The organism is Corynebacterium atrinae (genome assembly GCF_030408455.1).
GTDB lineage: Bacteria > Actinomycetota > Actinomycetes > Mycobacteriales > Mycobacteriaceae > Corynebacterium > Corynebacterium atrinae.
In genome coordinates, this window is sequence record NZ_CP046977.1 from 2,327,095 (window position 1) to 2,339,545 (window position 12,451).

Here is a 12,451-nt window from a genome sequence, read left to right on the forward strand (position 1 = left end):
TGTCCACCTACTCGATTGGCGGGTCTACTCATAACGTGCTCAGCCCTCGCGGGGCTCGGTGCCAACTTTCCGGGCAACCAGCCACGCTGAGGAGGATGGCTAACTCGATCGCTCCGAAGCTTACCCTCACCAAATGAGACATGTAACACATTCCTTGGGCCAGAGTGATAATCCTTGCCTTTTCCAGATCGGCCCGGTTAAATGAGTAAAAATGCCCGATCATGTCCGAACGGAAGGAAACCAACATGGAGCATCGACAAGTTGCGGAGAGGATCCTCGCCGCCGTCGGCGGCGAGGAAAACCTCGTAGCCGCAGCCCACTGCGCGACCCGATTGAGGATGGTGCTGCGTGACACGGCGATCGTCGATAAGCAGGCACTAGAGGATGACCCGGACCTCAAAGGAACATTTGAGACCGGCGGAATGTTCCAAATCATCGTGGGCCCGGGTGACGTCAACAACGTCTTCCGGGAGCTCGACGACATCACTACGAAGAGCATCGCTGTATCGACGGAGGAACTGAAGGACGTCGCCTCGCAAGGCGGCAACTGGTTCACCCGGGCCATCAAGGTGCTGGCCGATATCTTCGTCCCGTTGATCCCCATCCTCGTCGGTGGCGGTCTTCTCATGGCGATCAACAACATCCTGACGGCGCAGGATCTCTTTGGTCCGCAGTCGCTCGTTGAGCGCTGGCCATCCATCTCCGGCATGGCCGAGCTGATCAACCTCCTGGCCTCCGCCCCCTTCGCCTTCCTGCCGATCCTGGTGGGCTTCACCGCCACCAAGCGCTTCGGCGGCAATGAGTTCCTCGGCGCGGGTATGGGTATGGCGATGGTGATGCCGTCGCTGGTCAACGGCTACGACGTGGCTGCTACCTTGGAAGCTGGCCAGATGCCGTTCTGGTCGGTCTTTGGCCTGGACGTGGCGCAAGCAGGCTACCAGGGAACTGTGCTTCCAGTGCTGGTCGTCTCGTGGATCCTCGCGACAATAGAGAAGTTCCTGCACAAGCACCTCAAGGGCACGGCGGACTTCCTCATCACGCCGGTGGTGACCCTGCTGATCACGGGCTTCCTCACCTTCACCGCGGTCGGCCCGGCCATGCGCTGGCTGGGCGAAATGCTCGCCGTCGGCCTGCAGAACCTCTACGATTTCGGCGGCCCCATCGGTGGCTTCCTCTTCGGTCTCATCTACTCTCCGATCGTCATCACTGGCCTACATCAGTCGTTCCCGCCGGTGGAATTGCAGCTGTTCGCCCAGGGTGGTTCCTTCATCTTCGCCACCGCCTCCATGGCCAACATCGCCCAAGGTGCAGTGGCCCTCGCGGTGTTCTTCCATACCCGGAACGAAAAGCTCAAGGGCCTGGCGGGTGCCTCCGGCGTTTCCGCTGTCTTGGGTATCACCGAGCCCGCGATCTTCGGTGTCAACCTTCGACTGCGCTGGCCGTTCTTCATCGGTATGGGTGCCGCCGCGATCGGTGGTGCGCTCATCGCGATTTTCGACGTCAAGGCCGTCGCCCTCGGTGCCGCCGGCTTCCTCGGTGTCGTGTCCATCCGGGCCAATGACATCCCGATGTTCCTCGTCTGCGCTGTCATCACCTTCGCCATCGCCTTCGCCGCCGCCTTTGCCTACGCGATCTACCTCAAGCGAACCAAGGGAACGATCGACCCCGACGCCCCGGCAGTTGCCGCAACCAGTGCCGAGGAGGCCCTGCCTACCCAGGTCGCTGCTGATGATGCACTCGGAATCATTGCCCCGCTCACCGGAACCGTGACCAGCCTTAGCGCGGTCTCTGATCCCATGTTCGCCCAGGGAAAGCTAGGCGCAGGCCTGGCCATCATCCCCGATGAGGGCAAGCTCATCGCCCCGGTCAGCGGCAAAGTTGTCGTCGCCTTCCCCTCCGGGCACGCCTTCGCTATCCGGACTCAAGGCGCAGACGGGAAGAACGTCGATGTCCTCATGCACATCGGTTTCGACACCGTCAACCTCAAGGGCGAGCACTTCACGCCGCTAGCCACTCAGGGCCAGGAGGTGCAGGCCGGTGACGTCCTCTGCGAGTTCGACATCGCTGGCATCACCGGGGCTGGCTACGAGGTGACCACCCCCGTGGTCGTGTCCAACTCCAAGCGCACGGGCCCGGTTCTCCCCGCTTCCGAGCTGGATGTGCCCGGAGTGATCACGGCTGGCCAGGGCCTGCTGACAGTGGATCCGCAGCCCGTGGTGGCTACCCCAAGTTAAACGGATAGGCGTCGGAGGCATTGTTGCCGATGACGCCGTGCAGGAAATAGGACCCAGCCGGAACCGGCTGGCGTCCGTTGCACTGCCCAGGCTGGGAACCCAAGCGGGACCACACGGCCTGGAAGGAACGCTCGGAGCCGGCTTCGAAGGTTTCCTCTCCAGTGAGTACGGAGGGGTAGCAATCGATGTCGGCCCACACGCGGTTGTTGCTAGCCAGGTCGTACACCTCGAAGCGCAACTGATCTTCGTCGAGGTTGACCACGCAATCGGCGGCGGTGGGGTTCTCCACTGTCATGAAGAACTTCGGCTGGACATCGCCAACGTAGTTGGGTCGATCGCTGGTCGCGGTGATGCGAAGATCAGAAAGCTGACAGGAGTCCTTAGCGTTCGGGTCCGGCTCCTTGCTCACCGACGGCTTAGCATTGGAAGACGTCGGGGCCTCCGAGGTCGCCGACGTGGTGGCGGTCGTGGAAGAAGCCGACGTCGTCGGCACGCTTGTCGACGCCGCCGTAGCTTCCGGGTCCGTCGTTGACCCACGGTTGGCGAAGGAGACCATTCCCCACACGAGCAGGCCGACGACCACCAACACGATCACGATGGCGGCGACGCGGCGTCGAGCGTAGATCTCGGCGGGGAGTCGGCGGGGATTGTGGTTGCTCACGCCTAACACTCTAAAACTTTGTGCGCCTAACCTGCGGCACCCCGCCGTAGCGTGTCCCCAGGTGAAGCGTTAGGGCGACACCCCGTCGGCGATGACCAACTCGGTAGCGCCATCGGAGAGACGGTAGCGCAGGCCGACGATGGCGCAGCGGCCGTCCTCGATGCGGTCACGCAGAGACCAGAGGCGGTGTTTGATCTGGACGACGGTTTCTTCGATGTGCTGGCGTTCGAAGTCGTCGGTGGTGGACATGCCGCGGGCGCGGGCTTCGAGGATCGAGGGGGCGACCTTTTCGATGAGGATGCGCTCGAGGCCGTCGGGGATGGCGCCGCCGTCGAGGGCTTCGGCGGTGGCGGCTACGGCGCCGCAGGATTCGTGGCCCATGACCACGACGAGGTCGACTTCGAGGCTCTTGATGGCGTATTCGATGGACCCGAGGACGGAGGGGTCGAGGATTTCACCAGCGGTGCGGACGACAAAGAGGTCGCCGAGGCCGACGTCGAAGATCAGCTCGACGGGGACGCGGGAGTCGGAGCAAGAGAGGATGACGGCGCGGGGGGATTGTCCGGAGCGCAGTTCCATGCGGCGAACGGTGTCGAGGTTAGGTCGTTGGAGTGCCTCTTCGACGAAGCGCTTGTTTCCGGCTTGGAGGGCTTCCCACACCGCTTGCGGTCGGTGGGCAACTTCTTTCATGGGCATAACGACAAGTGTAAGCCCTGGGGGTCTTAGACTCGTTCATCATGTTCGCCTCTGCACTCTTGGAATGGTTCGACGACCACGAACGCCCGTTGGCGTGGCGGGAGCCTGGCACGACTGCGTGGGGTGTGTTGCTGTCGGAGGTGATGAGCCAGCAGACTCCGGTTGGCCGGGTCGAACCGATCTGGCGGGAGTGGATCGAGCACTGGCCGACGCCGGAGGCGTTTGCCCAGGTCAGCCCGGCGGAGGTACTGCGGGCGTGGGGGAAGCTGGGCTACCCGCGGCGCGCTCTGCGTTTGCTCGAATGCGCCAATGCCATCGTGGAGGAACACGCAGGGCGGGTTCCGGGGGACGTCGATAAGCTGTTGGAGCTGCCGGGGATCGGTGACTACACCGCACGGGCGGTGGCCTGTTTTGCTTATGGGCACAATGTGCCCGTGGTGGATACCAATGTGCGGCGCGTGTACCGCCGGGCGGTGGAGGGCAAGTTTCTGGCGGGGACGGCATCGAGAAGCGAGTTGGCCAAGGTGGCTGCCCTTCTCCCAGAAGAGGATGGGCCGCGGTTGTCCGCCGCGATGATGGAGCTGGGCGCGCTGGTGTGCACGGCGACGAACCCGAAGTGCGGCGCCTGCCCGCTCTTATCGACGTGCGCGTGGGTCGCTGCCGGCCGGCCCGAACCGCTCCCCGAGGAGCTAGCGAAAAAGAAAGTGCAAAAGTTCACGGGCACCGATCGGCAGGTCCGCGGGCTCATCATGGATGTGTTGCGCCAAGCCGAAACGCCCGTGCCGCTGGCCGACATCGACCTGGTGTGGCCTGATGCGGGTCAACGCACACGGGCGTTGGAGTCGTTGCTTATCGACGGCCTCGCCGAGCAGAACAGCGACGGGCAGTTCCTCCTGCCCCAGTAGCCGACTTACTTCCAGCGGCCGCGGAAGTTCAGGCCACCGGGCAGGCTGACCCACAGACCACCACGACTATTGATGGTCAACGGGCCAACCCGGGTGGACGCCGAGGCGCCCGAGCCGGAGATGTTGATCCAGCTGTTCTTGCCGACCTTCTTGCGCTTGCGATACGTGATGCCCATGGTGGGCATTCTATACGCGTTAGACCTGCGGTTGCGGCTGCGCGCCGCCCTGCGGGCCCTCGTCGGGGTTGCTTCCCACCTCGCTGAGATCATCCGGGACGGTGTCCGGGGTATCGGCGACAACCAAGTCGGTTTCTACCTCGCGGATCGCCTCTGCTGCTTCGGGGGAAATCTCCGAGAAGGTTCCCTCCGGCAGCGGCTTCGGACGCGGCGTGAAGGTGAAGACAGCCGAGTCGACGTTCTTGTCCTCGCCGTCCCATCCATCAACGTCGACGGTGACGATCTCACCAGCGCCGAGCTCACCGAATAGGATCTTCTCGGACATAGCGTCCTCGATTTCCCGCTGGATGGTGCGGCGCAGCGGACGGGCACCCAGGACCGGGTCGAAGCCGCGCTGAGCGAGTAGGGCCTTGGCCTTGTCGGTGAGTTCGATGCCCATGTCCTTGGAGGCCAGGGCGCGCTCGACGCGGCCGATGAGCAGCTCCACCATCTCCACGATCTGCTCGCGGGTGAGCTGGTGGAAGACCACAATCTCGTCGATGCGGTTGAGGAACTCGGGACGGAAGTGCTTCTTCAACTCGTCGTTGACCTTGTTCTTCATGCGCGTGTACTGCGCATCCGTGTCGGTCTCGGAGGAGCCGGTGAAGCCCATGCCCACGGCCTTGGAAATGTCCTGCGTGCCCAGGTTCGAGGTGAAGATGAGCACGGTGTTCTTGAAGTCGACGACGCGGCCCTGGCCGTCGGTGAGACGACCATCTTCGAGGACCTGCAGGAGGGTGTTGTAGATCTCCTTGTGGGCCTTCTCGATCTCGTCGAAGAGGACAACGGAGAACGGCTTGCGGCGGACCTTCTCGGTGAGCTGGCCACCTTCCTCGTATCCGACGTATCCGGGAGGCGCACCGAACAGACGGGAGGCGGTGAAGCGGTCGTGGAACTCGCCCATGTCGATCTGGATGAGTGCGTCATCCTCACCGAAGAGGAACTCCGCGAGAGCCTTCGACAGCTCCGTCTTACCCACACCGGAGGGGCCGGCGAAGATGAAGGAACCGGAGGGACGCTTCGGATCCTTCAGCCCGGCGCGAGTACGGCGGATGGCGCGAGAGACGGCCTTAACGGCGTCGTCCTGGCCGATGATGCGCTTGTGCAACTCATCTTCCATCCGCAGCAGGCGAGAGGACTCTTCCTCGGTCAGCTTGAACACGGGGATACCGGTCCAGGTGCCCAGGACCTCGGCGATCTGTTCCTCGCCGACCTCCGCGATCTCTTCCAGGTCGCCGGAACGCCACTGCTTTTCCTTCTCAGCGCGCTCTTCGCCCAGCTTGCGCTCCTTATCCCGCAGGCCGGCCGCCTTCTCGAAGTCCTGATCATCGATCGCGGCTTCCTTTTCCCGCCGCACGTCAGCGATGCGCTCATCGATCTCACGCAGGCCTTCCGGGGCGGTCATGCGCTTGATGCGCATGCGGGCGCCAGCCTCATCGATGAGGTCGACGGCCTTGTCCGGCAGGAATCGATCGTTGATATAGCGATCGGACAGGTTGGCGGCGGCAACGAGAGCACCGTCGGTGATGGACACGCGGTGGTGTGCCTCGTAGCGGTCGCGCAGGCCCTTGAGGATATCAATGGTCAGCTCGACGGACGGCTCCGGCACCTGCACCGGCTGGAAACGACGCTCCAGCGCGGCATCCTTTTCAATGTGCTTGCGGTACTCATCCAACGTGGTGGCACCGATGGTCTGCAGCTCACCACGAGCCAGCTTGGGCTTGAGCAGGGAGGCAGCGTCGATGGCGCCTTCGGCGGCACCGGCACCGACAAGGGTGTGAATCTCGTCGATGAACAAGATGATGTCGCCGCGCTGGTTAATCTCCTTGAGCACCTTCTTCAGGCGCTCTTCAAAGTCACCGCGGTAGCGGGAACCGGCCACCAAGGAACCGAGGTCGAGAGAGTAGACCTGCTTATCCTTCAGCGTCTCCGGAACCTTGCCATTAACAATGTCGAGCGCCAGGCCCTCGACCACGGCGGTCTTACCCACACCGGGCTCACCGATGAGCACCGGGTTGTTCTTCGTACGACGCGAGAGCACCTGCATGATGCGCTCAATTTCCTTCTCACGCCCGACGACCGGGTCAAGCTTGCCATCGCGAGCAGCCTGGGTGAGGTTACGACCAAACTGGTCCAGTACGAGCGAGTTCGAGCGATCACCCGCACCGCCCTGGCCCTGCTGGCCACCGCGAGCGGCACCAGCGCCGGCGCCGACGGGGCCGCCAGCGGCAGCGTCCGGGGACACCTCGGGGTTATTGTCCTGGCCACCCTCGTAGCCGGACAGCAGCTGAATAACCTGCTGGCGCACGCGAGGCAGATCAGCGCCGAGCTTGACCAGCACCTGGGCGGCCACGCCCTCGCCCTCACGGATGAGGCCCAGCAACAGGAACTCAGTACCGATGTACTTGTGCCCCATCTGCAACCCCTCACGCAGGGAAAGCTCGAGGACCTTCTTGGCGCGCGGGGTAAAAGGAATGTGGCCGGTGTGCGGCTGCGTCCCGGTGCCGATAATCTCCTCGACCTCCGAGCGCACGGCATCCAGGGAAATACCCATGGACTCCAGGGCCTTGGCCGCTACGCCCTCACCCTCATGAATAAGGCCGAGCAGGATGTGCTCCGTGCCGATGTAATTGTGGTTGAGCAAGCGCGCTTCCTCCTGTGCAAGGACGATAACGCGACGTGCGCGGTCGGTGAACCGTTCGAACATGTCTACCCCTAACCTTTTGTTCCTAACTTGCTAACTACTCTAACGCCCGGGACAGACATTCTATTTGCGCCTTGAATTCCTAGCGCTCAATTTCCGGCCATTCATGCAGGTAGAAGGGTTGTACGCCGGTAGCGAACAGCCCATTTCGGGCCTCATGAGAGGGGCCGGCGCTACGCTTTTGTCTAGGACCTCTCCGACCTCTCCGACCTCTCCAGCTCGACCCCTCCGCACCGTCGAAACTGTCAAAGGAGTACGACGATGAGCACATCCCCCACCAACTCCCCTATTACTGCCCACGACACCATCGAAGCCTGGCTGAGTCATCCCGCCGGAGGGCCTGTTCTCAGGGCCTTCCTGGAGTCTGCCGGATCCGATGCCGATGCCCTGAAGCCCGCTTATAATCTTCCGCTGGCCACACTGGTGGAACTGTCGGGAGGGAAGATGACCCGCGACGCCATCGATGGCTTGGTCGCCGAGGCCAACGGCGGCCACCTTCCTCCCACGATCGAGGCGGAGACGACACGGCCCCCGGCGGGAAAACGCTTTGCGGACAAGACCGTCATTGTCACCGGCGCCGCCAACGGCATCGGCCGTGCCACGACTCTGCAACTCCTCGGTGAGGGCGCACGGGTGGTCGCGGTGGATGTCTCAGCGCAGCGCCTCACCGAGCTTGTCGACGTCGCCGGTACCTCCCCCGAGCAGTTGGTCACCGTCACCGCCGACCTCGCGGCGGCGGGTGCCGCCGAGGAGATTCTTGCGGCAGCTGGCGACCGGATTGACGGTTTGGCCAATATCGCCGGCATCATGGATGACTTTTCCGCGCTGCACGAAGTGACCGATGAAATGTGGTCGCGGGTCTTTGCCGTCAACGTGGACGGACTGGTTCGACCGAGCCGCGCAGTCACCGGGCACATGCTGGCCAACGGCGGGGGTTCGATTGTCAACGTTGCTTCAGAAGCGGGCCTGCGCGGTTCCTGCGCGGGCGTGGCCTATACCGCGTCCAAGCATGCGGTAGTGGGCATCACGAAGTCGATGGCGGTCATGTACGCCAATGCCGGCATCCGCACCAATGCTGTCGCCCCCGGCGCGGTGATGACGGGCATTCCCATCCCGGAAAAGGTGGGCGAGTTCGGCCACGAGCGATTGGCAGGCTACCGGGGGAACGTGCCGTCGATGAGCACTGCGGAGCAGCAGGCAGCCGCCATCGTGTGGCTGCTGTCCGATGACGCAGCGAGCGTCAACGGAGCGATCTTACCTAACGATGGCGGCTGGTCGGCGATTTAGTCGCTGGTGACAGCGTTGTCCTGGTCCTCCGCCACCTTGGCCACGAAGGGGCTGGCGATGAGGACGAGGATGGCGAAGATGCCGCCGCCGACGAAGGCGGTATGCGCGCCGTCGGCAGTGGCCTGGGCGAGGTCAGCCCCGCCGCTGATCGCCGCTTGCGTGCCAAAGGAGAGGGCGGCGATGAGCACGGCGGTGCCGGCGGCGCCCGCCAGTTGCTGCAGGGTGTTGAGGATGGCGGTGCCGTGTCCGTAGAGGTGCGCGGGCAGCGAGCCCAACGCAGTAGTCATCAGCGGGGTCATCAGCAGTGACAGTCCGAGGGAGAATGTCAGGTGCATGGTGACGACTTCGGTGGTGGTGGAGTTGATGTCCAGCCGGGTCATCGCCCACACGCCCGCCGTCAGCAGCAGCGCACCGGGAATGACGAGCGGGCGCGGGCCGACGCGGTCGTAGAGGCGTCCGACGAAGGGCGCGAGGAGCCCGGAGGCCAGGCCACCCGGCATGACCAGCAGGCCGGTTACCAGGGCGGAGACACCGAGGGCGGTCTGGAGGTAGATCGGCAGGACCATCACCACGCCGAGCAAGGTACCCATGACCAGCAGCGCAACGACGACGGAGACGGTGTAGTTGCGGATGGTGAAGGGGCTGAGGTTGAGCAGCGGGGTCTCCAGCTTGAGCTGGCGCCAGACGAAAATGGCCAAGGCCACCACACCAACCGCTCCGAGGGTGAGGGCCATCTGCGGGTGAGTACCCAGGGAGCTGAGCGCGTAGACCAGGCCGCCGAACGCCAACGCAGCGAGGACGACCGAAAGCGGATCGAGGGGTGCTGCGGTGGTCTCGCCGACGTTGCGGATGAAGTAGGCGCCCAGAATCAGCGCGAGCGAAATGAGCGGCACGACCATCCAGAACAGCCAGTGCCAGGTGAAGCGGTTGAGGATGAAACCAGAGACTGTGGGGCCGAGCGCCGGAGCGACGGACATGACGATGGAGATGATGCCCATGATCGAGCCGCGGCGGTTGGCGGGCACGACGGTCAGCGCGACCGTCATCAGCAGGGGCATGATCAGCGCGGTGCCCGCAGCTTGAATGATGCGTCCGGTGAGCAGAATTCCGAAGCTGGGCGCGATCGCCGCGATGACCGTACCCACGAGGAAGCTGGTCACGGCCGCGAGGAATACCTGCTTGGTGCTAAAACGCTGCAGCACCCAGCCGGTGGTCGGGATGACCACGGCCATGGTGAGCAGGAAACCGGTGGTCAGCCACTGGGCCATCGTGGCCTGAATGTTAAAGTCGGCCATGATCGATGGCAGCGCCACCGACAGGATGGTCTCATTAAGGAACATCACCAATGCGGAGGTAACCAGCACGGTGAGGATGACCTTGACATCTGCGGGTAGCTTGTCAGGTCGGGAGGCGTTCCGGGAACTCACGTTGGGTCCTCTCAAAATGAATCTAGGGAAAGAGGGCCAGGATAGCGCTTTGTTGACGTGAACGCAAACCTAGCCTTCTCCCCCGTTCCAGAGGGTTAACCCACGTTCGTCACTGCTTCTCGACGCCCGCGTCGCCGCGCCTTCGCGGCATCCGCCGCGTCAGCGATCACGTCCACGCCCCGGTGCCACAGCAATTCCACCGGTCCCCGGCTAAAGTAGTGCAACCACACCGCCGAGAGCGCGATGAGGAAAGCGCTGATTCCCACGTAGATACCCAGCGTGGCCAGGGTGTACCACTGCCCCTGGATTTTGGCGGCGACTCCGAAGCCCCAGTCGTAGAAGATGATGGAGGCGATGAGGTTCTGCAGGATGTAGCAGGTCAGCGCCATTCGGCCCACTAGTGAGAGCCACTTTCCGGACAGTCCAAGCTTGTCCCGGTTGGCATAGAAGGCCGCAACCGCGGCCAGCACGCCGAAGGCCACCAGCGGAGAGGTGCCGTATCGGGTGGCGTAACCAGCGCCAACCTCGGTCAACCGCAAGGTCCAGTCCAGCGGGATACCGATGCCGAAGCCGATGGCCATGACGATGCGGCGCAGGCGAACGGATTCGGGCAGGAAGAGCCCGGCGCGATAGAGATGCGCGCCAACGAGGAAGAGCCCCAGCCCCATGACGAACATGATGGGGATTTCCCCTCGCCCGCCAAGGAAGTCGGTGAGGCGGCCGACGACCATGTCCCAGTAGGAGTCAGTATTGCTGGGGCTGAGGAAGACGTCGCGACCAGGCTCGACGATGTCGGAGCCTCGTTCGCCAGCGTCAGCGAAGTCGGGCATGAGCTTGCCCAGGATCCACGTCCCAGAGAAGGACAGGGCGATAAAGAAGAGGTGGGCGCCGAGCCCGATGTACATCCAGATCTTCTGTGCGCGGGGGCTGCGCGCCATGACGGCGGCGACGACGAGGGCGGTGAGACCGTAACCCATGAGGACGTCGAACTCGAAGATGAAGATGTAGTTGAGCAGGCCGTCGAGAATGAGTACAAGCGCCCGCCAGGGGTAGCGGCCCGGCCAGGGGTCCCCGCGGCGGATGGCGGATTGGCGTTGGATCTCCAGCCCAATGCCGAACATGATGGTGAGCAGTCCGATGAACTTGCCGTCGGTAACGAGGTTGAGCACCGTGCCAGCGGCGCGGTTGAAGGATCCGAAGAATCCGTCGACCTCGACGACTTCCGGGACGGAGCCGGAGAAAATCCAGATGTTGGTGAGCAGCGTGCCCAGGATGGCGATGCCGCGCAGGACGTCGAGCGCGAGGATGCGGCGGCCCTGCGATATCGGCGTCGATGTGGGGGTTGTGGGGGTGCCTGTCACGGCGGGCTCCTCAGGGTCAGAGTCAGTCAAGTAAGAAGGGGCTTAAAAGCACTGATGTCAGGCTAAGTGACTCCGAGCTTTCCTTAACTGCAGCTAAGCGAATTCCTGAATGCTTCCTGAGGGCGCCGAAGCGTCCACCAGGTTAAACCACGTCGCCCCGTGTCGCCGACCACTCCCCCGGAGCTATCTCACACAGCAAGCTCCCAGCGCTGGCCCGCATCCCCTTCAGGGCAACTACCCCCATCAGGGGGAATAAGCCGTTGGAGGTTCGACACCCACGCCAGCCGTCGACAATCCTTTGCACTGGCCAAGTACTCTTCAGCCAAGGTCTGAACTATCCGTCGGAGGTCCCCACCGCCATGCTCTCGCGCCGCCCCGCCCTCGCGGGACTCCTCGCCGCCGGTTTGCTCCTCAGCGGATGCACCATCGGCGATGCCCGCGATGACGCCACGAGCACCGAGGCCAGCACCACCTCCGCCACACCCAGCTCTACCGGAACGACGCGCGCCATCGCGCCGGAACAGCCGGCCTACACCGCCGAGCGCTCCCCGAGCGAGTTCACCGTTGTGGACAACAACTACGTCACCTGGTGGATGGTCACCTCGGCTGATGACACCCTGCAATGCACCTTCAAGGAAGTCCACGGGGCCCCCAACCCTGCGGACAATCATCCGCCACGCTTCGAACGCTGCGGCGCTAACTACCAAAACCCGCCCGAGGTCCCGTGGTTCAACACCACGGTGGAATCCAACATCGTCGCCTACAACCCGGAGATCGGGTTCCACGAGGGATTTACCTCCGGCCCCCACACGATGGGTATCGGCGGCGAGCGCCTCGCGGCGGGCGAGAGCGTTGACCTGTTCGGTTTCCGCTTCACCCAGTCCGCCGATGGCACCTTCACGGGGATCTACGACGGTAGCGGCTTCACCTTCAAGGACGGCGCCTTCACCGCCCTCTAGGC

10 protein-coding genes are annotated in these 12,451 nt (G+C 63.6%); 4 read left to right on the forward strand and 6 right to left on the reverse strand.

What is annotated here, in order from left to right:
- Positions 1-245: 245 nt before the first annotated feature.
- Positions 246-2,234: a sucrose-specific PTS transporter subunit IIBC gene (locus CATRI_RS11460; protein ID WP_290221163.1), complete on the forward strand. Its 1,989-nt coding sequence runs from the start codon at positions 246-248 to the stop codon at positions 2,232-2,234.
- Here the strand turns inward: CATRI_RS11460 and CATRI_RS11465 are convergent.
- Positions 2,221-2,895: a hypothetical protein gene (locus CATRI_RS11465; RefSeq protein WP_290217691.1), complete on the reverse strand. Its 675-nt coding sequence runs from the start codon at positions 2,893-2,895 to the stop codon at positions 2,221-2,223. The genes CATRI_RS11460 and CATRI_RS11465 overlap by 14 nt on opposite strands.
- Positions 2,896-2,964: 69 nt before the next feature.
- A complete protein-coding gene (locus CATRI_RS11470; protein ID WP_290217693.1) occupies positions 2,965-3,591 on the reverse strand; it encodes a carbonic anhydrase in 627 nt (208 codons plus the stop codon).
- A 41-nt stretch (positions 3,592-3,632) separates the two neighbouring features.
- Between CATRI_RS11470 and CATRI_RS11475 the strand changes: the two genes are divergently transcribed.
- Positions 3,633-4,496 (forward strand): HhH-GPD family protein, encoded by an 864-nt coding sequence (locus CATRI_RS11475; RefSeq protein WP_290217695.1) that lies wholly within the window; start codon positions 3,633-3,635, stop codon positions 4,494-4,496.
- 5 nt (positions 4,497-4,501) lie between these two features.
- Here the strand turns inward: CATRI_RS11475 and CATRI_RS11480 are convergent, their stop codons facing one another.
- Entirely contained in the window at positions 4,502-4,672 is a 171-nt protein-coding gene (locus CATRI_RS11480; RefSeq protein ID WP_083985758.1) for a DUF4236 domain-containing protein, read from the reverse strand.
- A gap of 19 nt (positions 4,673-4,691) precedes the next feature.
- On the reverse strand, positions 4,692-7,418 hold the full coding sequence (locus tag CATRI_RS11485; protein ID WP_290217701.1) for an ATP-dependent Clp protease ATP-binding subunit: 2,727 nt from the start codon (positions 7,416-7,418) through the stop codon (positions 4,692-4,694).
- A gap of 258 nt (positions 7,419-7,676) precedes the next feature.
- Here CATRI_RS11485 and CATRI_RS11490 point away from each other — a divergent pair, with 258 nt between their 5' ends.
- The gene (locus CATRI_RS11490; protein ID WP_290217702.1) at positions 7,677-8,702 is read left to right on the forward strand and encodes an SDR family NAD(P)-dependent oxidoreductase; all 1,026 of its coding nucleotides are present in this window, start codon (positions 7,677-7,679) and stop codon (positions 8,700-8,702) included.
- Here the strand turns inward: CATRI_RS11490 and CATRI_RS11495 are convergent.
- Together CATRI_RS11495 and CATRI_RS11500 are read right to left on the reverse strand one after the other, a co-directional pair.
- Complete coding sequence (locus CATRI_RS11495) at positions 8,699-10,129, reverse strand: MDR family MFS transporter (RefSeq protein WP_290217705.1); 1,431 nt, start codon at positions 10,127-10,129, stop codon at positions 8,699-8,701. The genes CATRI_RS11490 and CATRI_RS11495 overlap by 4 nt on opposite strands.
- Before the next feature lie 95 nt (positions 10,130-10,224).
- Complete coding sequence (locus CATRI_RS11500; protein WP_290217707.1) at positions 10,225-11,490, reverse strand: DUF418 domain-containing protein; 1,266 nt, start codon at positions 11,488-11,490, stop codon at positions 10,225-10,227.
- 359 nt (positions 11,491-11,849) lie between these two features.
- On the opposite strand from CATRI_RS11500, the gene CATRI_RS11505 reads away from it, so the two are divergent.
- Positions 11,850-12,449 (forward strand): hypothetical protein, encoded by a 600-nt coding sequence (locus CATRI_RS11505; RefSeq protein WP_290217709.1) that lies wholly within the window; start codon positions 11,850-11,852, stop codon positions 12,447-12,449.
- The last annotated feature ends 2 nt before the right edge of the window (positions 12,450-12,451 follow it).